General features: G+C 73.0%; 23 protein-coding genes and 1 pseudogene. 14 read left to right on the top strand and 10 right to left on the bottom strand.

Annotated elements, in window-relative coordinates:
* Positions 1–4: 4 nt before the first annotated feature.
* Complete coding sequence (locus tag KLP28_07450) at positions 5–949, bottom strand: LysR family transcriptional regulator (GenBank protein ID QWC86501.1); 945 nt, start codon at positions 947–949, stop codon at positions 5–7.
* Positions 950–1113: 164 nt separating this feature from the next.
* Here KLP28_07450 and KLP28_07445 point away from each other — a divergent pair, with 164 nt between their 5' ends.
* Both KLP28_07445 and KLP28_07440 read left to right on the top strand, forming a co-directional pair.
* Entirely contained in the window at positions 1114–1461 is a 348-nt protein-coding gene (locus KLP28_07445) for a hypothetical protein (protein ID QWC86500.1), read from the top strand.
* Between the two features lie 30 nt (positions 1462–1491).
* On the top strand, positions 1492–2556 hold the full coding sequence (locus tag KLP28_07440) for a DNA polymerase IV (protein QWC86499.1): 1065 nt from the start codon (positions 1492–1494) through the stop codon (positions 2554–2556).
* A gap of 41 nt (positions 2557–2597) precedes the next feature.
* On the opposite strand, the gene KLP28_07435 is transcribed toward KLP28_07440, so the two are convergent.
* From KLP28_07435 to KLP28_07415, 5 genes are all read right to left on the bottom strand, one after another.
* Positions 2598–4052 carry a sugar porter family MFS transporter gene (locus KLP28_07435; GenBank protein QWC86498.1) on the bottom strand — a complete coding sequence of 485 codons (1455 nt, stop codon included), beginning with the start codon at positions 4050–4052 and terminating at the stop codon, positions 2598–2600.
* Between the two features lie 115 nt (positions 4053–4167).
* Positions 4168–5070 (bottom strand): hypothetical protein, encoded by a 903-nt coding sequence (locus KLP28_07430; GenBank protein ID QWC86497.1) that lies wholly within the window; start codon positions 5068–5070, stop codon positions 4168–4170.
* Positions 5071–5113: 43 nt separating this feature from the next.
* A complete protein-coding gene (locus KLP28_07425; GenBank protein QWC86496.1) occupies positions 5114–6193 on the bottom strand; it encodes a DUF302 domain-containing protein in 1080 nt (359 codons plus the stop codon).
* 54 nt (positions 6194–6247) lie between these two features.
* A complete protein-coding gene (locus KLP28_07420) occupies positions 6248–8254 on the bottom strand; it encodes a cation:proton antiporter (GenBank protein ID QWC86495.1) in 2007 nt (668 codons plus the stop codon).
* Between the two features lie 13 nt (positions 8255–8267).
* Complete coding sequence (locus KLP28_07415; GenBank protein ID QWC86494.1) at positions 8268–9179, bottom strand: dihydropteroate synthase; 912 nt, start codon at positions 9177–9179, stop codon at positions 8268–8270.
* A gap of 139 nt (positions 9180–9318) precedes the next feature.
* Here KLP28_07415 and KLP28_07410 point away from each other — a divergent pair, with 139 nt between their 5' ends.
* Positions 9319–10815 (top strand): PAS domain-containing protein, encoded by a 1497-nt coding sequence (locus KLP28_07410; protein ID QWC86493.1) that lies wholly within the window; start codon positions 9319–9321, stop codon positions 10813–10815.
* 85 nt (positions 10816–10900) lie between these two features.
* Positions 10901–12352, top strand: a complete 1452-nt coding sequence (locus tag KLP28_07405) for a PLP-dependent aminotransferase family protein (protein ID QWC86492.1) — start codon at positions 10901–10903, stop codon at positions 12350–12352.
* A gap of 234 nt (positions 12353–12586) precedes the next feature.
* Here the strand turns inward: KLP28_07405 and KLP28_07400 are convergent.
* Together KLP28_07400 and KLP28_07395 are read right to left on the bottom strand one after the other, a co-directional pair.
* Positions 12587–13585 (bottom strand): annotated as a pseudogene (locus KLP28_07400) (13E12 repeat family protein).
* 4 nt (positions 13586–13589) lie between these two features.
* Entirely contained in the window at positions 13590–14552 is a 963-nt protein-coding gene (locus tag KLP28_07395; GenBank protein QWC86491.1) for a helix-turn-helix domain-containing protein, read from the bottom strand.
* 232 nt (positions 14553–14784) lie between these two features.
* Here KLP28_07395 and KLP28_07390 point away from each other — a divergent pair, with 232 nt between their 5' ends.
* The 8 genes from KLP28_07390 to KLP28_07355 all read left to right on the top strand — a co-directional run bounded on the left by KLP28_07390 (position 14785) and on the right by KLP28_07355 (position 18200).
* Positions 14785–14952 carry a hypothetical protein gene (locus tag KLP28_07390; protein ID QWC86490.1) on the top strand — a complete coding sequence of 56 codons (168 nt, stop codon included), beginning with the start codon at positions 14785–14787 and terminating at the stop codon, positions 14950–14952.
* Positions 14937–15128, top strand: coding sequence for a hypothetical protein (locus KLP28_07385; GenBank protein QWC86489.1), 192 nt, complete (start codon positions 14937–14939; stop codon positions 15126–15128). The genes KLP28_07390 and KLP28_07385 overlap by 16 nt, the downstream gene beginning before the upstream one ends.
* A complete protein-coding gene (locus KLP28_07380; GenBank protein ID QWC86868.1) occupies positions 15116–15499 on the top strand; it encodes a DUF3054 family protein in 384 nt (127 codons plus the stop codon). Before KLP28_07385 ends, KLP28_07380 begins: the two co-directional genes overlap by 13 nt.
* A 111-nt stretch (positions 15500–15610) precedes the next feature.
* Positions 15611–16660 carry a glycosyltransferase gene (locus KLP28_07375; GenBank protein ID QWC86867.1) on the top strand — a complete coding sequence of 350 codons (1050 nt, stop codon included), beginning with the start codon at positions 15611–15613 and terminating at the stop codon, positions 16658–16660.
* Positions 16661–16682: 22 nt separating this feature from the next.
* The gene (locus KLP28_07370) at positions 16683–16955 is read left to right on the top strand and encodes a hypothetical protein (GenBank protein QWC86488.1); all 273 of its coding nucleotides are present in this window, start codon (positions 16683–16685) and stop codon (positions 16953–16955) included.
* Between the two features lie 25 nt (positions 16956–16980).
* Positions 16981–17424 carry an SRPBCC family protein gene (locus KLP28_07365; GenBank protein ID QWC86487.1) on the top strand — a complete coding sequence of 148 codons (444 nt, stop codon included), beginning with the start codon at positions 16981–16983 and terminating at the stop codon, positions 17422–17424.
* Between the two features lie 43 nt (positions 17425–17467).
* Entirely contained in the window at positions 17468–17839 is a 372-nt protein-coding gene (locus tag KLP28_07360; protein QWC86486.1) for a DUF1330 domain-containing protein, read from the top strand.
* Between the two features lie 79 nt (positions 17840–17918).
* On the top strand, positions 17919–18200 hold the full coding sequence (locus KLP28_07355) for a Fe-S cluster assembly protein HesB (GenBank protein QWC86485.1): 282 nt from the start codon (positions 17919–17921) through the stop codon (positions 18198–18200).
* Between the two features lie 81 nt (positions 18201–18281).
* Here the strand turns inward: KLP28_07355 and KLP28_07350 are convergent, their stop codons facing one another.
* Both KLP28_07350 and KLP28_07345 read right to left on the bottom strand, forming a co-directional pair.
* Positions 18282–18977, bottom strand: a complete 696-nt coding sequence (locus tag KLP28_07350; GenBank protein QWC86484.1) for a response regulator — start codon at positions 18975–18977, stop codon at positions 18282–18284.
* A complete protein-coding gene (locus tag KLP28_07345) occupies positions 18974–20638 on the bottom strand; it encodes a sensor histidine kinase (GenBank protein ID QWC86483.1) in 1665 nt (554 codons plus the stop codon). Before KLP28_07345 ends, KLP28_07350 begins: the two co-directional genes overlap by 4 nt.
* A 116-nt stretch (positions 20639–20754) precedes the next feature.
* Here KLP28_07345 and KLP28_07340 point away from each other — a divergent pair, with 116 nt between their 5' ends.
* Together KLP28_07340 and KLP28_07335 are read left to right on the top strand one after the other, a co-directional pair.
* Positions 20755–22389, top strand: a complete 1635-nt coding sequence (locus KLP28_07340) for an anion permease (protein ID QWC86482.1) — start codon at positions 20755–20757, stop codon at positions 22387–22389.
* Between the two features lie 377 nt (positions 22390–22766).
* The gene (locus KLP28_07335; protein QWC86866.1) at positions 22767–23648 is read left to right on the top strand and encodes a cation diffusion facilitator family transporter; all 882 of its coding nucleotides are present in this window, start codon (positions 22767–22769) and stop codon (positions 23646–23648) included.
* The last annotated feature ends 33 nt before the right edge of the window (positions 23649–23681 follow it).

Here is a 23681-nt window from a genome sequence, read left to right as displayed (position 1 = left end):
CGGCTCAGCCCTCGTCCGCGGCCTCCACGGACGGCGGGACGATCGGCGCCTCCTGCACCTGCGCCATCGCCCGCCGCGAGGCGCCGATCAGGTCGTGCAGGGCGGGCCGGTCGGCCTGGGTGTGCGCGTACGCCAGCAGCAGCTGCCGGGAGACCGGTGCGCGCAGCGGACGCACCTGCACCCCCGGCGGCGGAGAGCTGCGCCCGAAGTCGCTGACCAGGCACACACCCAGGCCGGCGGAGACCAGCGCCAGGGCGGTCGCCTGCTCCTCGACCTCGTGGGAGACCCTCGGCTCGAAGCCCGCGCGGCGGCACGCCGAGCGCGACGCGCGTCCGACGTACGTCGCGGTGCTCGCCATGATCCAGTGCTCGTCGGCGAGGTCCCGCAGCCGCAGCGGACCGTCGGGCAGCTCGCGGTGCTCGGGCAGCGCGACGGAGAACGTGTCGGCGCCGATGTCGGCGAGATCCAGGCCGGGCGACCAGCTCTCGAGGGCCTCGGGGTAGTCCAGCACGAACGCGGCGTCGAGGCGGTTGCGCAGCACGTCGACTCGGGCCTGCTCGAGGTCGATCTCGCGCGTGCTGAGCCGCAGGTGCGGAGCGCTGGCGTCGATCTCGGCAGCGAGAGCCGGCATGAGGCCGAGGGCGACGGAGGCGAAGAGCCCCACGCGCAGGCGTACGGTCGCGGTGGCGATGGCGTCCAGCACCGCCGTCCGCGCGACGCTCTCGGCCGCGAGCAGGCCCTCGGCGTGCGCGAGCAGCACCTCGCCCGCGCCGGTGAGGCGGACACCGCGGCCGACGCGCTCGACCACCTCGGTGCCGAGCTCGGCGTGCAGCGCGGCCATCTGCTGGGACACCGCCGACGGGGTGAGCTGGAGCGCATCGGCCGCCGCTCCGACACCGCCCTGCTCGGCGATCTCCTGCAGCGTGCGGAGGTGACGGAGGTTGAGCACGACGACGATCAGACCATGAAGCGATGCTTACCGTAAAGCGTCAGTTCTCGTCGCTGGTGCTGTGACTTCCGGTAGGTCACGATTCGGTACGAGGCCGCGTGCGGCGGCCCGTGTCGACGTCGGCCCCGCGCCCGCGTCCTGATCGAGGCAAGGCAGGGAAGGTCATGTTCGAGGAGCTCGCCGGATGGATCGGCGGAGTCGTGATGCTGGTGGCGTACGTGCTGGTGTCCACACGACGAACTCCCAGCGACGGCACGGCCTATCAGGCCATGAACGTCGTCGGGGGCCTCCTGCTGACCGTCTCGGCGTACCACGCGGGAGCGTTCCCCAACGTCGGGCTCAACGTCTTCTGGATCGCCGCCGGCGTGCTGACCATTGCCTGGAACCTGCGCCGCCGGGTGCGCGACGCCGAGACCGTGCGCGAGAGCGACCTCGCCGCCGCCGTCGAGTCCTGGGCCGCCCCGGTCGAGCCGGTCGAGCCGACCGAGCCGGCCGAGCCGGCGATGCGCTGACGCGTCGCGGCGTGCGCGCATGATGGAGGCGTGAGTCAGACGCCGCACCAGCCGCAGCAGGCCCGACGCTGGGTGCTGCACGTCGACCTGGACGCGTTCCTCGCCTCCGTCGAGCTGCTGCGGCGTCCCGAGCTCGCCGGGCTGCCGGTCGTCGTCGGGGGTCGCGGTGACCCGACCGAGCGGGCGGTCGTCTCGACCTGCTCGTACGAGGCCCGCGCGTTCGGGGTGCGGTCGGGCATGCCGTTGCGGATCGCGGCCCGGAAGTGCCCGGACGCGGTGTTCCTGCCGGTCGACAAGCCGCACTACGAGGAGGCCTCCGAGCGCGTCATGACCGTGCTGCGGGACCACCCCGGGGCGACGGTCGAGGTCGTGGGCTGGGACGAGGCGTACGTCGGCCTCGTCACCGCTGACCCCGAGCGCGAGGCCCGCGCGCTGCAGCAGGCGGTGACGCAGACGACCGGGCTGACCTGCAGCGTCGGCATCGGCGACACCCTGCTGCGCGCGAAGACGGCCTCGGACTTCGAGAAGCCGCGCGGCGTCTCGTGGTTGACGGCCGAGACCTGGCCGACGGTGATGGGGCCGCGTCCGGTCACCGAGCTGCACGGTGTCGGGTCCCGCATCGGCACACGCCTCGAGGCCCTCGGCATCACGACGATCGCCGGTCTCGCCGCCGTCGACGAGAGCGTGCTGGCGACCGAGTTCGGGCCGACGAACGGGCCCCGGCTGCGCGTACGCGGCCGTGGGGAGGGGCCCACCTGGCCCGACCCGACGCCGTGGGTGCCGAAGGCGCACGGGCGCGAGACGACCTACCAGCAGGACCTGGGGTCGCGGGAGGAGGTCGCGGTCGGGCTGCACGACCTCGCGGTGCGGGTCGTCGAGGACATCCGTGCCGAGGGCCGCCCGTGCCTGCGGGTGCACCTCAAGGTGCGCTTCGTGCCCTTCTGGACCGTGAACCGCTCCCGGGTGCTGCCCGCCCCGACCCTCGACCCCGCCGTCATCGCGGAGACCGCGCTGGCGCTCTTCGACGCACTCGAGGACGACCGTGACGTACGCCTGCTCGGGGTGCGCGCGGAGATGACGCCCCCGCAGGCCTGAGCGCGGGCCGGGCCGCGGACTTCTCCAGGCCTACTCCAGGCCTACTCCATGTCCTCGAGCTCCTTGGCGTTCGTCTCGGGCACGAACTTGACGACGAAGACCAACGACAGCAGCGCCATCACGGTGAAGAAGCCGTAGGAGACCGTCAGCGAGAACTCCGCGGCCCGCGGGAACGCCGTGGAGATCACGAAGTTGGCGAGCCACTGGGCGCCGGCGGCGATACCGAGCGCCGTGCCGCGGATCTTGTTGTTGAACATCTCCCCGAGCAGCACCCAGACCGCGGGGCCCCACGACATGCCGAAGAAGACGACGAAGGCGTTCGCCGCGACCAGCGCGACCGGACCCATGACGTCGCCGAGCATGGGGGTCTCCTCGCCGTCGACCATCCGGACGGTGGCGGTGGAGAACGCGTATGCCAGCGTGCCGAGGCTCAGCACCATGCCGCTGGAGCCGATCGTCAACAGCTTGCGCCGCCCGATGCGGTCGATCAGGGCGATCGCCAGCACGGTGACCACGATGTTGGTCACCGAGGTGATCACCGACTGCAGCAGCGCGTCGGACTCGGAGAAACCGACCGACTGCCACAACGACGTGGAGTAGTAGAAGATCACGTTGATGCCGACGAACTGCTGGAAGACCGAGAGCGCGATGCCGATCCACACGATCGGCAGCAGGCCGAAGGCCGGGCCCTTGAGGTCCGCCAGCGACGTCTGACGCTCTCGGCGCAGGGTGCGACGGATCTCGGAGATGCGGTGGTCGATGCCGCCCTTGATGACACGCCTGAGCACGTCGCGGGCCTTCTGCTCGTTGCCGAGCGACATCAGGTACCGCGGCGACTCGGGGATCGTGGTGGCGAGCACGCCGTAGAGGACCGCGGGGATGATCTCGGCGAGGAACATCCAGCGCCAGGCGTCCAGCCCCAGCGCGAGCTCCTCGTTGGCGCCGCCCGCGAGGCCGGCCAGGGCGGCGTCGCTCAGGAGGGCGACGAAGATGCCCGTCACGATGGCGAGCTGCTGCAGCGAGCCCATGCGACCGCGGATCTGGGCCGGGGAGATCTCCGCGATGTACGCCGGCGCGATCACCGACGCGGCGCCCACGCCGAGACCGCCGACGACGCGCCAGGCGATCATGTCCCAGGGGCCCACCGCGAGTCCCGAGCCGATCGCCGAGATCGTGAACAGGGCGGATGCTCCGAACATGACGCGGAGCCGGCCGTACCGGTCCGCGAGGGTGCCGGCCAGGTAGGCGCCGACCATCGCTCCGAGCAGCGCGGTGGAGACCACGAACCCGGTGAGGAGGCCGCCGATCTCGAAGTCGGCGCTCATCGCGTCGACCGCGCCGTTGATGACGGAGGTGTCGAAGCCGAAGAGGAACCCGCCCAGCGCGGCGACGCCGGCCAGGAGCACCACCCGCGAGGTGTGGTACCCCTCCTCCGCCTGAGCGGCGGACAAGCCGCCGGTCCCGCCTGATCCGCCTGTTCCTGCCTCGGTGCTCATGGCAGCTCCTCATCGCGTCCGGGTGCCGTGGTGGTTGTCTTCCGCCACGATCTGGCCCCGGCACGGTTCCCAGCAGGACCTCAGGTCATGCTCAGGTGCGCCTCAGCAGGTGCGGTCACCGCCTGGCGGCCCACACGGCGAGCAGTGCTGCTGCGCCGTCCTCGAGCAGTGCCGCCCTCAGGTCGCTCGCACCGGCCTCGGCCGCCTTCTCGCGCCAGGCCAGGCCTGCGACGGTGCCGAGCGCGGCACCGGCGGCGCCGGCCACCGCGGGCAGCAGCGTGCCGACGGAATCGTCACGGGACAGGGCCATGCCACCGACCGCGCCGAGCACCGCCCGGCCCACGAAGGGGCCTGTCTGCGTACGCGCCGGCGTCGAGGGCTGCTTGTCCATGACCAGCTCACCGAGCACACCACCGCCGATGGCGAGCTTCGCCAGCCGCGAGTCCACGGCACCGGCCGAGGGAAGCAGACCCAGCGAGCTCCGCCCACCCGTCGCCAGACCGAGCGCGAACGCCTTGGTCAGCACACGGCCCCGGGGGCGGGCGGGCGTACGCCGGGTCACCGCCGGCTTCACCGCCTCACGCCGCTCCAGACCACGCAGGGTGCCAGCGACGGCGAGCCCGTACGCGTAGTGCGGGACGGCGTCGCGCACCCAGTCCTCGCTGCTCCACGTGCTCACGTCGGAGACCCCCAGGGCGTGCATCGGCCCGTCGGTCGCGGCCATGGCACCCGCACCGATCACGGCCGCCTCGGCGAGCAGGGGCAGACGCACTCCCGCCGCACGCACGCCCGCCGCGAGCACGCCGACCGCCACACCCGTCGCCGCGCCGACGAGGGCCCCGTACGCCTCGGGCCGCGACCCGTCGGTGTCGAGCGCGACGTCGAGGTGGTCCGCGGCCGCCAGCACGGTGTCGGCGGGCGCATTGCTGGGGGCGCGTCCGGTGAGTGCCATGTCGAGGTAGGTCGCGGCGTTCAGGGCGGTGGCGCCGACGGCGCCGGCGAGGATTCCGTTGCTCATGGGCGACCTCTACCCGGCCGGCGGTGGCTTATCGCCGCCCGGCTCAGCGGGTCGCCGTCCTCAGGAGCTGCTCTTGGGACCGTTCGACCGCCGCCACCGCCTCGTCGAGGCCGGTGATCCCGTGGCGGTCCACGAGGTCGGAGAAGTCGGGCGCGAGGATCTCGCTGCCCCGGTCGTCCCCGTCGTCCCCGCCCCTGTCCCCGTCCCCGTCCCCGTCGGCCGCGACGAGGAAGCGCATCGGCAGGTCGATCCCGATCGTCCGCCGGGCGGCGATGAACGGAGTGCCCGCCTCCGGGTTGCCCGCCAGCGTCAGCCGCAGGGGAGTCAGCGACCGACCGATCGAGCGGGCGTTCGCGGCGTGGTCGACGACCGCCACGATGCTCAGGGGGCTGCGCTGCAGGGCCTGGCGCAGGCGGCTCTGCGTGGCGGCCACCGCGCGGTCGGAGTCCGCGTCGACGTCCTCGACCTCGCGGTCGTCGTCACCGAGGCCCCGGGAGCCGTCGGTGAGCGGATCCGTCGTGCCCGAGGCGGTCTCGGCGAGCATCGCCGAGGCCTGCCGGACCGGCTCCAGAGCCCTCCGACCGGCGGCGTCGTCGAGGTCGGCGCGCTCGGCGAGGTAGTCGGCGGAGTTGTAGGCGAGGTAGACCTGGCCGTCCTCCTCCCAGGCCAGGAAGCGCAACGGCAGCTCCAGGCCTGCCTCCGACTCCTGCTGCAGCACCGGTGTGCCGACCTCGGCGTTGCCGCCGACGACCAGCACGGTGGGCGGCAGGGACATGCCGACCGACGCGGCGTTCTCGGCGTGGTCCAGCGTCGCGACGACCGTGCCGGCGCCCCCCAGCGCCGACTGCAGCCGGGACACCGTCTCGGGCACGTCGTACTCGGACGCGTGCACCACGAGCCCCGGCACCTGCGGCACCCCTGCCGTGGTCGGGTCCGTCGAGGGCGACGACGAGCCGGTCGCCGACGGCGACGCGGTGGCCGACGTCGAGCCGGTGGCCGACGGGCTGACGACGACCGTCCCCGGGCGGGGCGGCTCCGGCTCCGCCGAGGAGCCGCACGCGGCGAGGGTCGAGACGGCCAGAGCAGCGGTGGCGGTGGTCAGCAGGACCCGGTTCGTACACACGACCCGCTCGTACCCACCCCCGCGGGTGGGGCACCCGATCGAGCGACCCGGACCTCAGTCGAATGTCGACCTGTCGACGAAGCAGTACGCCCACGACTCCCCCGGCTCCGCGCTCCCGGCGATCGGGTGCCCGGCGAGCTCGGCATGTCCGCGCGCGTGCCGGCCCTCCGAGGAGTCGCAGCAGCCCACGTGACCGCAGGCCAGGCACACGCGCAGGTGCACCCAGTCCAAGCCCTCACGGAGACACTGCAGGCAACCGCCCGCGCTCGGCAGGACCGGCCGCGAGGACTCCCCGTGCACGCAGCCGGCGTCAGCCGGCACCGGCCGGTGGAAGACGCGGGAGGTGTCGACGCGGAAGCGCCGGTCCTCGTCGGGACCGAGGTCACGGGGCAGCTCGAGCAGGTCCAACGCGGCCACGAAGAGTCCGCGGCGGCTCGTGGCGAGCGGGTCGACGACGTGGTCGACCCCCGCCTGGGCGAACGACGCCACGTCGGCGGCCCCCCGGGAGCGCACCATCACCGGGGCGTCGGTCTGCGTACGCACGACGGTGGCGATCGCCTCGGCCTGCTCGGGACGGTCCTCGGCGATCACGACCAGTCGGGCCGCCCCGACGGCGGCGAGGTCGAGCACGGCCCCCCGGGAGGAGTCGCCGGTCACGACGTGGATGCCGAGCTCGGCAGCCTCCTCGGCGCCGGCCGGGTTCAGCGTCGTCATCACGACCGGCACGTCGCGGTCGCGCAGGATGCGCGCGAGGTCGACGGAGTCCTCGCCCCAGCCGAGCAGCACGACGTGGTCGGTCAGGTCCGCCTCGCCGGTCGGCCGGGTCGGCGCACGGTCGTCGACCCGGCGCGGTGCGGCGGCCAGCAGCCGGTCGCCGGCGTACGCGAGCCCCGGTGTCGCCATCATCAGCAGCACCGTGGTGGCGACGACCAGCTGGAAGCCTTGCTCGCCGAGTCCGGCCGGGCTGAGCCCGGCGTCCCGACCGACGGTGAGGAGCACGAAGGAGAACTCGCCGACCTGCGCGAGCAGCAGTGAGGTCGCCAGCGCCGTACGCCACCCCTGCCCGGTCGGCAGCACCGCCGCGAACGTCACGACGGTCTTGAGCACGAGCACGCCGAGCGCTGCGGCGAGCACCAGCGGCAGGTTCTCCAGCAGGGCACCGACGTCGAGGAGCATGCCGACGGAGACGAAGAAGACGGCCGAGAAGATGATCTGCAGCGGCAGGATCTCGCTGAGGGCCTGCGTCGACTGACGGGACTCCGAGACCACGAGACCGGCCAGGAACGCCCCGAGGGAGACCGAGACGCCGGCGAGCGCGGTGACGTACGCGGTGCCCAGGCAGATCGCCACGATCGCGAGCAGGAAGACCTCCGGGGAGCACAGTGCCGCGACCCGTCCCAGCAGCGGCGGCATCACCCGGCGTGCCACCACGAGCACCAGGCCGATCACCAGCGCCGCCGTGCCGAGCGCCCTGCCAAGCGACCCCGCGCCGCCCTCGGCGTCGGCCCCGAGCAGCGGCACCACGACCACCATCGCGACCACGGCGAGGTCCTGGAAGACCAGCACCGCCAGCGACAGCTGACCGCGGGGGGTGTTCGTGGCGTTCTTGTCCGAGAGCACGGTCAGCACGATCGCGGTCGAGCTCAACGCCACGAGGAACCCCGTGAACAGGCCGACGCCCCAGCCCTCGCCGAACGCGACGACGAGTGCCGCGGTGAGCAACGAGGTCACCACCACCTGGGCCCCGCCGCTGCCGACGATCCACCGCCACACCCGGGCGAGGCGCTCGAGGGAGAACTCGATGCCGATGGTGAAGAGCAGCAGGATCACGCCCACCTCGGCAGCTGCGTCGACGGCCTCGGTGGAGGCGACCAGTCCGAGCTGCGACGGGCCGATGAGCACGCCGGCCAGCAGGAACCCCACGATCGGGACGACACCCGCCCGCACGCTGAGGTAGCCGATGGCGGCCGCCGCGACGACCAGGGCGGCGGTGGGTGCGAGGTAGGCGGGCACCTCAGCGGACGCCTGGGGGACGATCAGCACCTGGGGGACGGGCAGCACGGTCGCCTCCTGCTCAGGCGGGTAGCGGGTCGAAGTCCCGCAGGCACTGGAGCACCGCAGCGACCTGCGGCACCTCGTGCGTACGGAAGATCCCGGTGCCCCCCAGCGCGGCGAGCACGGTGAAGAAACCCTCGGCGTGCCGTACTTCTTCCCCGAAGGTGTCGGGCGCGGCCGGGAGGGCGTGGCAGACCGGCACCCCGAGGCGTCGCAGCCTGAAGGACTGCAGCTGCGTGGTCGCCTGCCACCGCACCCGTTCGGCGGGCGTGGTGATCCAGGGCGTGGAGAAGCCGACCCCGGGGTCGATGGACACGCTGCGTACGCCGGCCGCCCTCGCGGCCCCGAGCCGCGCCTCGAAGGAGGCGAGCATCGCCGGGAAGGGGTCCGCGACCTCCTCGTCCGGGGCCTCGGTCCGCAGGTCGCGGGCGTGGGACCCGCCGATGTGGCAGAGCACGAGAGCCGCGTCGAAGCGGGCCGCCAGCTCGAACATCGCCTCGTCCTCGCCGGACCCGGTCAGGTTGACGACGCTCGCCCCGGCGTCGAGGCAGGCCTCGACGACGCTCGGGTGGTAGCTCTCCACCGACGTCGCGACGCCTGCGTCGGCGAGGCCGGAGATCACGGGCACGAGCTGCTCGCGCTGCCGCTCCTCGCCCACCCGCTCGGCGGTGGTGACGACGGACTCCGCCCCCACGTCGACGAGGTGGGCGCCCTGGGCGGCGAGCACCGTGCCGCGGCGTACGGCCGACGCGCGCGTGGCTGCGACGGACTCGCGGTACCAGGAGTCGCGCGAGAGGTTCACGATGCCCATCAGCACCGGCTCGGTGTCGGTGTCGATGTCGCGTCCGGCGAGCCGGAAGGGGGAGACGGGACGGTCGAGGTCCTCGGCGTACGCCTCGGTCAAGCGTGCGAGGGCACGGAGATCTATCACGGTGCTGACGCTAGCGGCAAGGGTTCGTCCGAGCGGCTGCAGATGTCGTCCGGCTGCGGCAGACTCGGTCGCGGCTGGTCGGGAGCCCGGCCGGTGCGCGGCCGGGGAGCGGTCGCGCGAGAGGTCGGTGGGAGGTCTCGTGCCAGGTCGCGAGTCGCCGCGCGAGGCATCCGCGGGGGTGCCGGCCGGGCCGGGTGACGCCGGCTCGCGCATCGCGGCCAGGCTGCTGAGCAGCACGCCCACCCTGGTCGCCCTGTGGGACCCGGACCTCCGTTGTCTGTACAGCAACGCCGCCCACGAGCGGTTCTTCGGCTACGACGACGGTGGGCTGCTGGGGGTGCACCTGGGCGAGATGCTCGGACCGGTCGCGCTGGAGTTCGAGTCCGTGCGCCTCCGCGACGTGCTCGACGGCGTGCCGCAGCGGTTCACCGCCAGCATCGCGAACGCCGCGGGCGAGGCCCGTGAGCTGGAGATGCTCTACCTGCCGGACGAGACCAGTGGGGGCTTCTTCGCCGCCGGCACCGACGTCACGGCGCGGGAGGCGGCGTTGCGTACGCTCCGGCAGGCCGAGCTCATCGCCGGACTCGGCAGCTGGACCGCCGACGGCGACGGCGACCCCTGGTTCTCGCCGTCGATGTACCGCCTCGTCGGTCGCGACCCCGCCACCTGGACACCGAACTGGGCCGACCAGACCGAGCACATCCACCCCGAGGACCGCGAGCGCGTCACCGAGACGGCCACGACGGCACGGGACCGGGGGGCCGGCTACGAGCTGGAGTACCGCCTGCGCCGACCCGACGGTGAGACGCGCACGATCCGCGCGCGCTGCGACATCGAGGTCACCGCCGAGGGCACGGTGCACCGCCACGGCACGGAGCTCGACATCACCGACCTGCGTCGTGCCGAGGAGGACGCGCGTCTCGCCCACACCCGCGTGGCCCGCCTGGCGCAGACCCAGGCCGACCTCATCGCCCTGATCGGTCACGACGCCAAGCAGCCGCTGACCGTGATCCGCGGGCACCTCGGCCACCTCGAGGAGGACTGGGACGATCTTCCCGAGGACATGAGACGCCGCGGGCTGACCCGCGCGATCGCGGCGGCCCGACGACTCGACGGGCTCATCGACGAGGTCCTGGCGATGGCCAGGCTGGAGTCCCTCGGCGACGAGGAGGTGCCGACCAGCCCACGTCAGGTGCTCGTCGCGGACGTCGTCGCCCAGGTCGTCGAGGAGATGACCGACCCGGACGGCGTCACCGTCTCGGTCACCGGACGGCCCACGGCGTACGTCGACCCCTGGCAGCTGCGTCAGGTGCTGGCGAACCTCACCGCCAACGCCGTGAAGTACGGCGTCACGCCCATCACCGTGACCGCACGCACGCTCGACCCGGACCCCGAGGGCCGGCAGTGGGTCGAGATCCGTGTCCTCGACAGCGGGGAGGGCGTGCCCGCCTCGTTCCTCCCGCGGCTCTTCGGGCGCTTCGAGCGCGCCGAGGAGGGGGTCGCGAGCACCAAGCGGGGCAACGGGTTCGGTCTCTACATCGTGCGACGGCTGCTCGCCGCCAACGGTGGCCGGGTGCGGTACGAGACCGCCCCGGGCGGCGGGGCGTGCTTCGTGGTGGAGCTCCCCACGGACTGAGGCGGGACCATCGAGGCGGACCTCCGGGGCCACCGGACGAGAAGTGGCCCTCCCCGAGGGTGCCACTCGCGGTCAGACTGGGGGCATGGCATCGCACGTGTCCGCGTCACGGCTGAGGCTCCTGCTCGGTGAGATCGACACCGACCCGGCCTACCTGGGCCTCGCCGACGCCGTCGTACGCCTCATCGTCTCCGGCCGCGTCGAGAACGGCGCGCGCCTGCCGAGCGAGCGCGACCTCGTGACCGCGCTGGGCCTGTCGCGCACCACGGTGTCGCGGGCGTACCAGGTGCTGCGAGACCGGCGCTACGCCGAGTCGCGGCACGGGTCTGGCACGTATGCGCGCGTCCCCGAGGGTCACCGCCGCCGCGTCGACCGCACCCTGATGCCGCAGCAAGCGGCCGACGGACGCACCCTGGACCTGTCGTGCGCCACCGCCGTCTCGGCCGACCAGGACCTCGTCACCGCGATGCGGGCCGCGGTCGAGCAGGTGCCGGCGTACCTCGACCAGACCGGCTACTTCCCGTCGGGCCTGCCCGACCTGCAGGCTGCGCTGGCGGACCGCTACGCCGCCCGAGGACTGCCGACGACTCCGGAGCAGATCATCATCACCCCGGGGGCGCTCGCCGCCGTGGCCGTCATCGAGCGGTGGTCGGGGCGCCCCGGCACGCGCACCCTGGTGGAGGACCCGAGCTACCCGAACTGCCTGCAGGCGCTGCGGTCGCGCGGTGCCCGTCTGGTGACGACGCCCGTGGACCCGGACGGGTGGGACCTGGAGGCCTTCGAGCAGTCCGTCCGCACGGTGCGCCCCGACCTCGCGTACCTGCTGCCGGACTTCCACAACCCCACAGGGCTGCTGCTCGACGACGACGGTCGCGCCCGGATGGCGCGGGCCCTGCGGGAGGCGGGGACCCTGACGGTGGTGGACGAGGCGCACGTCGACCTGCGCCTGGACGAGACCCCGGTGCCGTCCCCCTTCGCAACCCACCTGCCCGACACCCTGACGGTCGGCAGCGTCGGGAAGTCGGTGTGGGGCGGGCTGCGCCTGGGCTGGATCCGCAGCCCCGTGCGTCACGTGGACGGGTTGGTGCGGGCGCGGGTCAGCCTGGACCTGGGCGCGGCGGTGCTCGAGCAGCTGGTGCTGCGCGAGCTGCTGTCCGCGCTGCCCGTGGGGACCGGCCTGGCCTCGCCCGCGCACCTGGGACGCATCCGCGAGGCACGCGACCGGTTCGCGACGGGACTGCGCGAGCGGCTGCCGTCGTGGGAGTTCCGTACGCCGGGCGGCGGTCTGTCGTTCTGGGTGCAGCTCCCCCACGGCAGCGCCACGGACCTGGTCGCCGCGGCCGAGGCACGGGACGTGCTGCTCGTCCCGGGACCGACGTTCTCCGCGCACGGTGGCTTCGCCGATTTCGTACGGCTCCCCTTCGGCTATCCGCTCGACCAGATCGACACGGCACTCGATCGGCTGGTCTCCGCGTGGTCGGACGTGGAACGCCACCAGCCGGCACCGCTGCCGTCGCGGCGCATCACGATCGCCTGATCGCCTCTCCCGCCCCCGGGTGGGCCCACGCCGTGGTGCACAGGCTCGAGGTGCACGCGGCCCTGCTCGTCGATCCTGAGCTGTACGCCGGGTCGGTGGGCGAGGCGGTGGTGCCGCCGGGCAGAGCAGGATGCCGTCATCGACGGTGGTGTGTCCGCCCTGGGACCAGGGCCGCAGGTGGTGGGCGTGACACATGCCCGGCGGCCAGTCACACCCATGAGCCCGGCAGCCGCCGTCGCGGACGGTCATCGCGAGACGCTGCGCGCGGGAGTGGAGGCGGCGTTCACGCCCGAGGTCCAGCGGCTGGGACTTGCCGTCGAGGACGACAGGGACGATGCCGCCAGAGCAGGCCAGACGGCGGGCCTCGCCCGCGGAGAGCCGCCCACCGGTGTCCAGAGTGGCTGCGCGAGCGACCTCTGCACCCAGGGCGGTCCGGAGGTCGGTCTGGAGGTCGGTCTGGAGGTCGGTGAGAGTGGTCGTCACCACGATCGTCGCCGCACCACCCGCGGCAGCGGGCAGCGCGGTGGCGGGGAACCGTTCGACGTACTCACAGAACGCCTCCCCGAGCTTCAGGCTCGGCGAACGTCGTGCTGCCGCCTGACCGAGTTGGTCGTGGTGGCCGATGGCCTCGTCGGTGGTGCGGGCGGGGTTCGCGATCGCGGTGAGGGCCTTGTGGAGCATCGACCCGGTCAGCTCGGGCAGCACGAACCGGCCCACCCATGACCCCTGCGCATCCTGGGCCATCGACAACGAGCACCGCTCGTGCGCCGCATCCTCCTGTACGGCCAACCGGGTTGCCTCCCGCTCATCGGCATCATCGGGGTCGATGACCTCGTGGATACGACGCCCGAGCTTCCGCAGCGCCGGGACGTGCCAGGTGCGCGCGGCCTCGATCAGATGGACACCAGCGGCGTCCCGTGCCGAACCCGCCTGCCCGCCCTCGTCTGCACCGACGGTCGCTTCGGCAGGGACCCGGTCCAGGGCCTCGATGATCACCGCGGCCTGGGCAGCCGAGACCCTCCCAGTAGCCATCGCCGCGGCCACCGGTGCGTGGTCCTCGGTGTCGAGATCACGCGCGACCCTGACCCGCCGCCCGGCCTCGGCCCGGGTCACCGGCAACGACTCGGCCAACCACCCCACCAGGTCGCACTGCGAGACCCACCCCGACCGATCGCCAGGTGCACCCCCCACGTACGTTCGACCACCGACAGAACTCGCCCTGCCGCTGATCAGCCGTCTAGACGGATGCTCCCGTCGTCCGGCTGAACCGCTGTCGGTAGATGGCCGGGCTGATGCCCCGCACCCTGCCGAAGTGCGCTCGCAGCGTCGCCGCGTTGCCGAACCCCACGGCCCGAGCGACCTCCTCGACCGAGAGCGAGCTGGTCTCGAGCAGTTCCTCGGCCCGCTGGACACGCTGCCCGGTCACCCAGGCGTGCGGCGTGCTGCCGGTCTCGTCGCGGAAGCGGCGCGCGAACGTACGCTCCGACATCATCGCCCGGCGCGCCAGTGAGGGCACGTCGAGACGCTCGGCGAGATGCGCGGCGATCCAGTCCAGGAGTGGTCCGAACGTCTCCGCCTCGACCTCGCGCACGGGCGCGGCGATGAACTGCGCCTGCCCGCCGTCGCGGTGCGGCGGCACCACGATGCGCCGCGCCGCGGCGTTGGCGTGACGAGCGCCGAACCGGTCCCGCATCAGGTGGAGCGACGCGTCCAGGCTGGCCGCGGACCCCGCCCCCGTGAGCACGTTGCCGTCGTGCACGTAGAGGACGTCGGGGCGCACGTCCGCGTCCGGGAACTGCTGTGCGAGCTGCGCGGCGAAGCGCCAGTGCGTGGTGCACCCGCGCCCGTCGAGCAGCCCGGCCTCCCCGAGCGCGAAGACCGCCGAGCAGTGCGCCAGCACGTCGGCGCCCCGGCCGTCCGCGTGCTGCAGCAGCTCCGTCACCGCCGCCGAGGGTGGTCGGCTGTCCTGGCTCGCCGGCGTGATGGCCACCAGATCGGCTCCGGCCGCCCAGTCCAACGACTCCTCGACGGTCAGCTCGAGCGTCCGCCCGCGCACCGTGCCCGGGGTCGAGGAGCAGAGCCGGAAGTCGAAGACGGGGTTGTCGTCCTCGGGGTGGTAGGGCTCCGCCCACACCTCGACCAGGCAACCGAGGCCGAAGGCCTCGACGCCCTCCTCCACGACGACGGCGATGGTGCGCATCGACCCAGCGTACGCGCGATGGCAGGAAAGCGATGCATGGAGGCAGAGCAGCCACTCGTGGCAGCATCTCCACTTGACGCACGCTTCTTGCCATGACCTCTCGACGCACGGTCCCACGGCCCCACGAGTCCACTCCCGCCCCGGTGGCCTGCTCACCGGCTCCGCCGTGGCCAGTCCACGGCCTCGGTCCGTGGATCTGTGACACCTGCGCCGCAGCGACGAGCGTGAGGGCATGACGATGCCGCTGACCCTCACCGCCCTCGCCGTCCTCTCCGTCGCGCTCTTCCTCGTCCTCATGGCCCTCACGGCCGTCTGCATCGCTCGAGACTGCCGGCCGCGTTCGCGCCCGGCGCCGAGCAGCCGTCGTCCGCTGAACTCCTCGGGGTGGCACCAGTGGTAGGCCTCGGCCTGTGGGCGCTCCTCGTCGCGGCGTGGCTGATCGCGCTGGGCCGGGCGACCGCACCGGAGCGGCGGCGTACGCCGTGGACGCGTCTGGGCCTCCGCGAGAGCGCGTCGCTGGGCTGGGCGGGACTCGTGTGGCTCAGCAGCACCGGGCGGGCACACTGCGAGGAGTGAGCTCCTGGCGCCCCGCCCTCCCCGCCCTCGCCGCCGACCTGGTCGCCGTCGTCGCGTTCGCGGCGGCCGGTCGCCAGTCCCACGAGCCCGGCAGCGCGGTGTGGACGGTGGCGACCATCGCGTGGCCCTTCGCCGTCGCCGTCGTGGCCGCCCACGTGGCGCTGGCCCTGGCGGTCCCGCGTGGTCCGGCGGTCGGCTCGGTCCGCGGCGGGGCCGTGGTCGTCGCGACGACCTTCGTGGTGGGGATGACCCTGCGTGGGCTCTCGGGACGCGGCCTGGACCCGGCCTTCCTCGTGGTCGCCCTGCTCAGCCTCGTGGTGCTCATGGTCGGCTGGCGCCTGGTCCGGGTGCTGGGGCGGCGCCGCGGCTGAGGTCCCACCCCCGCGGGTGCGTGTGCGTACGCCCAGATCGGCAACGCATCGAGGGTGACCACTCGAACCCTCCCGGCGCCGGTCGTCGTCGCGTCCGTGCCGCACCAGCACGTGTACGTACGCCACCTCGCCCCCCTCGAGGGCGACGGCCCGCGGCGTCTGCCGGACCCCGTCCCCCGGGTGCCGCGGCCGCAGCCCGGCCAGTGGTGGCCGCCCGCGATGCTGTCGCCGACCTGGGTCGCGCAGGCCGAGTTCGACGTCTTCCACCTGCACTTCGGGTTCGACGCGTGGGAGCCGAGTCGCCTCGCCGAGGTCGTCGACGCCGTGCACGCACGCGGTCGCCCCTTCGTCTTCACCGTCCACGACCTCCGCAACCCCCACCACGTGGACCGGGCGCTGCACGACGCCCAGCTCGACGTGCTCGTGCCGGCCGCGGAGGGTCTGGTGACCCTCACCGAGGGTGCGGCAGCGGAGATCCGACGGCGGTGGGACCGGGAGGCGACCGTGATCCCGCACCCGCACGTGGTCGACCTCCCGACGATGGAGGCGTACGCCTCGCGCCCCCGACCCGACGGCCCGTTCCGCGTCGGGGTGCACGCCAAGAGCCTGCGCGCCTCGATGGATCCCGACGCGGTGCTGCCGGCCCTCGCCCGGGCCGTCGGCGACCTGCCCGACGCGGTGCTCCAGGTCAACGTGCACACCGAGGTCATGGAGGGCGGCGCGGCGCACGCCCCGACCACGAGCTCGCTGTTGCGCGACCTCGCCGAGCGTGACGACGTCGAGCTGCACGTGCACGACTTCCTGCCCGACGCCGACCTGTGGGCCTACCTCGCCTCGCTGGACCTCTCGGTGCTGCCCTACCGCTTCGGCACCCACTCCGGCTGGCTCGAGGCCTGCCGCGACGTCGGCACGACGGTGCTCGCCCCCTCGTGCGGCTTCTTCGCCGACCAGGGCCCGGTGCTGACCTACGGTCATGACGAGTCCGGGCTCGACGAGGCGTCCCTGACCGCCGCGGTGCGCCGGGCGTACGACGAGCGGCCGAGGTGGGGTGCGACCGTCGACGCACGCCGCGCGCAGCGTGCGCAGGTGACACGCGCGTACGACGAGGTGTACGCCGATGCCCTCGACCTCGCCACGCGCCTGCGGCCCATGAAGGCGTGAGCGGCGGGGAAGGAGTGCTCGGGTGACCGTCTTCGTGGCCTGGAGCGACGCCGTGATCCCCGCCGACCTCGACGGCTCCTCGAACGGACCGTGGCGGGAGGTCCGGCGCGTCGAGGAGCACCTCGTGCTCGTCGACAGCACCGAGAGCCTCTCCCGTGTCTTCCACGCGGTGAAGTGGGAGCTGCCCGACGACGCCGCTCTCCTGGTGACGCCGTGCGACGGCGCCCCGAAGATCCGCTACCTCCCGTCCGGCACCCAGTCCTGGCTCCGCGCCAGGGCCGTTCCGGGCACCTGATCCCCCACCGAGCAGAGGTGACCGCATGAGCAGCAACCGACGCGTCGTGGACGCGACGCCCGACCAGGTCTGGGACGTGCTCGCCGACGGCTGGCTGTACCCGTTGTTCGTCGTCGGCGCCACGCGGATGCGCGAGGTCGACGACGACTGGCCCGCCGCGGGGGCGCGGTTGCACCACTCGGTGGGCGTGTGGCCGTTCGTGGTGGACGACGTCACCGAGGTCGAGGAGTGCCGTCCCGGCTCGATGCTGCAACTGCGGGCCCGCGCCTGGCCCTCGGGTGATGCCCGCGTACGCCTCCACCTCACCCCCCACGGCAGCGGCACGGAGCTGCGGATCGAGGAGGACGTGCGCTCCGGGCCCGCACGGCTCGTCCCGTCCGTGCTGCGTCAGGGTCCGCTGCACTGGCGCAACCACGAGACGATCCGCCGGTTGCGGCTCATCGTGGAGAACCGCCGCCCGACGTCCTGAGGCGGGCGCGCGGACCGGCGCGCCGATGCGTCAGGGTCGGGTCATGGCCATCGACCCCACAGGACCGGACCTGAAGCAGTTCCTCGCCGACGACGACGGCGGCCCCGTCGTCATGCTGAACCTGCTGCGCTGGAAGGACGAGGCGGGCAGGCGCTCGTACAAGGACTACTCCCGCGCCGTCGGGGAGACCTTCCTGCCGCGGGTCGGCGGCGAGGTCCTGTACGCCGGCTCAGGCACCTCCGCCCTGGTCGCGGAGGACGGCCAGGCCTGGGACGCCGTGCTGCTCGTGCGCTACCCCAGCCGACAGGCGTTCCTCGACATGGTCGGGGATCCCGGGTACCAGCAGGTCACCGCCCTGCGGACGGCCGCGCTCGAGGAGGCCGTGCTGCAGCCGACGAAGCCCTGGGGAGCCTGAGCGAGCGCGCGACCGGGTTGCGTGAGCGTGTGAGGTGCGTACGGTGGACGGTTTACACCCGATTCACGCGAAAGGCCCCATGCTGACTCTCACCGAGAACGCCTCCTCCATCGTCCAGCAGCTCGCCGCCCAGCCCGGCAGCGAGGACGTCCACCTCCGCATCGCCACCGTCGAGGGCGAGCAGGAGGGCTTCGGGATCGCCCCCGCGACCCAGCCCGAGCCGGGCGACCAGGTCGTCGAGCAGGGTGGCGCCGTCGTCTACCTCGAGACCGAGGCCGCTGCCGCGCTCGACAACGCCGTGCTCGACGCCGGCGTGGACGACTCGGGCAACGTGCAGTTCGCGCTCGGCCAGCAGGGCTGAGTCTCCCCGCGCCGCAGCGCCCAGGAGCACGAACGAGCGCCCGCCCCGGACCCCCGCGGTCCCGGGCGGGCGCTCGTCGTCTCAGGCGGGGCCGCGGTCGACCCAGCGGTAGGCCGTCTCGGGACGTCCGCTGGCCACGTAGCGCGGACGTCGGGTCAGGCTGCCCTCCTCGTGCAGGTGCTCGAGGTACCGCCGGGCGGTCACCCGCGAGACGCCCGCGGAGAGCGCCAGCTCGCTCGCCGAGACGTCCTCCTCCGCCGCCCGCAGGCAGTCGACGACCAGGCGCAGGGTGTCGGCGTTGATCCCCTTCGGATACGCCGTGGTCGCTCCTCGCGGCCGCAGCGCGACGAGCAGCTGGTCGACCTCGTGCTGGACGACGAGGTCCGGTGCCGCGGACGCCTCGGCGCGATAGGCGGCGTACGTCTCGAGCCGGCTGCGGAACATGGCGAACGTGAAGGGCTTGATGAGGTAGCCGACCACCCCGAGAGCGATCGCGCGCCGCACGACCTGTGCGTCCCGGGCGGCAGTCACCGCGAGGACGTCGCAGGTCGCCTGCTCCGCGTGCAGCTGCTGCACCAGTCGCAGACCGTGTCCGTCGGGCAGGTTGAGGTCGAGGAGCACCAGGTCGATCGTCGGGTCCTGACGCAGGGTCCGGTGGGCGTCGCGGGCCGACCGCGTCACCGCGACCAGCTCGAAGCCCTCCAGGCGGCCGACGTAGTCGGCGTGCACCTGCGCCGGGATCTCCTCGTCCTCGACCACGAGCACCCGGATGCTCACGAGCGCACCGTCCTCACCCCGGCGAGAGGGATCTCCACCTGGAACTCCGCGCCCCCGAGGTCGGAGACGCCGAGCGTGATCTCTCCACCGTGACGACGCACGGCCTGCGTCACGAGGGCGAGGCCGATGCCGCGTCCGTCCGCTGCCCCCTTGGTCGTCACGCCGCGGACCTGCAGATCGGCGAGGTCGCGGCCGCCGGTGCCGTCTCCGCTGTCGCCGACGGTCACCACCAGACCCTCCTCGTCGCCGTCGAGGTGGCAGGACACCTCGCGGACGGCCCCGCCCGCCGGCAGGGAGGTGCTCCGGGCCTCGACGGCCTCGACGGCCTCGACGGCCTCGAGGGCGTTGTCGATGAGGTTGCCCACCACGGTGACTAGGTCGCGGGTCGGCAGGTCCTCCCGCGCGGGCAGGGCCCCGTGGAGGGTCAGCGTGATACCACGCTCCTCGGCCTGCGACAGCTTCGCGAGCAGGAGCGCACCGAGCACCGGCTCGCCCGCGGCGGCGAGCACGTCGTCGGTGAGACGGCGTACGACGTGCAGCTCGCCGGTGGCGAACTCGACCGCCTGTGCGGTGCGGCCCGTCTCGATCAGGGACACCACGGTGTGGAGCCGGTTGGCCGCCTCGTGCTGCTGAGCCCGCAACGAGTCGGTCAGTCCCCGCACGGTGTCGAGCTCGCCCATCGTCTCCTGCAGCTCGGTGCGGTCACGCAGCGTCACGACCGATCCCACCTCCCGGCCGCGCGCGACCGCGGGGGTGGCGCTGACCACCAGCACGTGGTCGCCGACGACGTGGACGGCGTCGTGCTCGTCCGCGCCGGCCCCGACGGCCGAGACCAGGGAGGGCGGCAGGCCGAGGTCGTCGAGACGACGACCCGCGACGGCGCCGGGCAGCCCGAGGAGTCGCTGCGCCTCGTCGTTGGCGAGCTGCACGACGCCGCGGGCGTCCAGCAGCAGCAGGCCCTCACGGACCGCGTGGAGCACGGCCTGGTGGTACTCGTAGATCCGCGCGATCTCCCCAGGTCCGAGGCCGTGCGTGTCGCGCCGCAGACGGCGTACGACCCCCCAGGCGCCGGCGTACCCGAGACCGAGCACGGCGACCGCTGCGGCCAGCACCCAGGCGAGCTCGCCCCGCAGGCCCGCATCGACCTTCTCGAGGGTCACCCCGGCCGAGACGAGCGCGATCACCGAACCGCCGTCTGGCCGGGAGCCGTCGACCACCGGCACGACCGCGCGCTCGGACGGTCCGAGCGTCCCCTCGTACTGCTGGGTGAAGGCGCGCCCTTCCGGCGCTCCGCCCAGGCCTCCGACGAAGCTCTCACCGATCAGGTCGGGCATCGGGTGGGAGAAGCGGGTGCGGTCCAGATCCATCACGACCACGAAGTCGACGCCCGTGTCACGGCGGACCCGCTCGGCGTAGGGCTGGATCCTCCGCGACGGGTCGGAGTCGGCCAGGGCGTCGCGCACGCTGGGAGCGCCGGCGACCGCCCACGCCGTGGCCAGTGCCTGGGAGCGGGCGACGTCGCGGGCGTCCCGGCGGGCGTCGACGACGGCCAGGACCGTGGCGACCACGACGAGCACGAGCACGAGCGCGGCGAGCAGGCTCAGGATGCGGGCAGCGACGGACCGCTCGCCCGCTGCCGGTCCGCGTCCACCTCGCCTCACCGGCTCATCATGACGCGGCCGGCCAGCGATGTCGTGAACGCAATGAACAGAAGGGAGACGTGAGTCACACGAGCCGTGACGGTAGGCACATGCACCGTTCACGAGGAGGCCTCGACATGAGCACGACACCGACGAGCCCACGGACCACCGGTCCGACCGACTCACCCCCGACCGCCGTCGACGACGGCGGACCGTCCGGACGGTCCCGGAGGACCACCTGGATCCTCCGGGTCGCCGGCATCGCCGCAGCTCTGCTGACCTACCTCGCGCTCGGCGGCGGCTCGCTGGACGGCGATGCGCGGGCCGTGGCCGCCATCGGCGTGCTCATGGCGTTCTGGTGGATCACCGAGGCGATCCCCCTGGCAGCGACCTCGCTGATCCCGATCGTGGCGATCCCGGCGCTCACCTCGATCGAGGTGGACGACGCGACGGCGCCGTACGCGAGCTCGATCGTGTTCCTGTTCCTGGGCGGCTTCCTCATCGCGATCGCGATGCAGAAGTGGAACCTGCACCGTCGGATCGCGCTGCTGACGCTGCGTCGGGTGGGCACCTCGCCGCGACGGATCATCCTCGGGATGATGGTCTCGACCGCGTTCCTGTCGATGTGGGTGTCGAACACGGCCACGACCCTCATGATGCTGCCCATCGCGATGAGCGTTCTCGCCCTGGTGGTGGAGCGGCGCTCCGACCTGGCCTCGGACGCTGGGACTGCCGGCGAGGACCTGCGCGAAGGACTTGCTGCCGGTCGCGCCATCAGCGACATCGTCGCTGACAAGCAGGTGCGGACCTTCGGGGTCGCGCTCGTGCTCTCCATCGCCTGGGCCGCCTCGATCGGCGGTCTCGGGACGCTGCTCGGCAGCCCACCGAACGCGATCGTCGCCGGCTACCTCAGCGACGAGCTGGGCCAGGACGTCGGCTTCCTGCAGTGGATGATGCTGGGCGTCCCGATCGTCATCACCTTCATCGCCGTCTCCTGGCTGCTGATCACCCGCGTGCTGTTCCGCTTCGACCTCCCCGAGGTGGCCGGCGGCGCTCAGATGATCGAGGCCGAGATCGATGCGCTCGGCGAGATGACGCTGGGCGAGCGGATGGTCTGCGTCGTCTTCGGCGGCGCGGCGTTCCTGTGGGTCGTCCCGGGCCTGCTGGCCGAGATCGACGCGGTCTCGACCCTCCTCCCCTGGATCGGCGGCCTCGATGACACGGCGATCGCGATCGGTGCCGGCCTCGCGCTCTTCTTCCTGCCCGGTGACCGCGAGGGCGCGATGGTGCTCGACTGGAAGGACGCGGAGACGGGCCTGCCGTGGGGCGTGCTGCTCCTGTTCGGCGGCGGCCTGAGCCTGGCGGCCGCCGTGGCCACCTCCGGGCTCGACGTCTACTTCGGCGAGCAGGTCTCCGGGCTCGAGGTGCTCCCGATCGTGCTGCTGCTCGCCGCGGTCTCCGCGATCGTGCTCTTCCTGACCGAGGTCACCAGCAACACCGCCACCGCGGCGACCTTCATCCCCGTGCTCGGCGGCGTGGCCGTCGGCATCGGCGTGGACCCGACCACCCTGCTGATCCCCGCTGCGCTGGCCGCGACCTGCGCCTTCATGCTGCCCGTCGGCACGCCACCGAACGCGATCGTCTTCGGCACCGGGTCGGTGACCATCGCCGAGATGGTGCGCGGAGGCTTCGTGCTCAACATCGTCGGCCTGGTGCTCATCACCATGTTCACGGTGCTCATCGGCCCGATGGCTCTGGGGCTGGTCATCTGACCTGGTCGTGTCCGAGCCGGGCGTGCGCCTTCGTCACGAGATGTCGGGGATTCCTCCGACGAATCGCTCAGGTCGGTCCATCCGGGGCCGATCACCACCCCAGCGGGACACGAGACGAGCCCCTCCTCGCCTCGTCCAGCACCACCACGACTCGGACGCGCGCCGCGTGAGGGAGCGGAAGGCGTACGAGACACCCCGAGCGGTCGGGGGTGGCCTGTCAGGGAGGCGGGTCACCCCCGACAGCCATGTCCGGACCCCGACGCGGCCGGATCGGGACGACTCAGCCGACTTCGATCGGGGAACCTCGCGACGGTGGCTGACACAGCACGCACCGGAGGAGGGAGGCACCCGTGACGGCTCACGACCACGCGCACCCGATGCCCGACCACCGCGGCCGCCTGGCCGTCGTCCTCGCCATCACCGTGACGGTGCTGGTCGTCGAGGTCGTCGGCGCGATCGTCTCCGGGTCGCTGGCCCTGCTCGCCGACGCCGCACACATGCTCACCGACGCCCTCGGCCTGACGATGGGCCTGTTGGCGGCCGTGCTGGTGACCCGCCCCTCGACCTCGCAGCGCACCTGGGGCTGGCATCGCGCCGAGGTGCTCGGCGCCGCCGCCCAGGCCGGACTGCTGCTCGTGGTCGGGGGATACGTGCTGGTCGAGGCCGTACGCCGCCTCTTCTCGCCCGAAGAGGTCGCGCCGACCGCGATGATCGTCTTCGGTGCCGTCGGACTGGTCGGCAACATCATCGGCCTGCTGGTCCTGGCCGGGGGGCGCGGCGACAACCTCAACATGAGGGCGGCGTTCCTCGAGGTCGCGAACGACGCTCTCGGCTCGGTGGCGGTGCTGGTGGCCGCGGCGACCGTGGCCACGACCGGGTTCCTCCGCGCGGACGCGATCGCGTCCCTCGTGATCGCTGCGCTGATCCTTCCCCGCGCCGTGCGACTGCTCCGCGAGACCGGACACATCCTGCTGGAGGCGACCCCGGCGGGCCTGGACCTCGACGCCGTCCGCGACCGGTTGCTGGCGATGGAGCACGTGCACGAGGTGCACGACCTCCACGCCACCCAGGTCGCCACCGGGCTCCCGGTCCTGACCGCGCACCTCGTCGTCGACGACGCGTGCTTCTTCGACGGCCATCTCGCCCAGCTGCTCGACGAGGCGCAGGCGTGCCTGGCCGATGAGTACGACGTCGAGCACTCGACCGTGCAGTTCGAGATGCTCAGTCACGGGGCGCACGAGAGCGGCATGCACACCTGATCGTCGTGCCGGCCGCGGTGGCGGCTGACAGGC

The sequence above is a fragment of the Nocardioidaceae bacterium genome, from assembly GCA_018672315.1.
In the GTDB taxonomy this organism is placed as follows: domain Bacteria; phylum Actinomycetota; class Actinomycetes; order Propionibacteriales; family Nocardioidaceae; genus TYQ2.
Note: the sequence above shows the minus strand (reverse complement) of the source record. Positions and strands in the feature narration are given on the sequence as shown.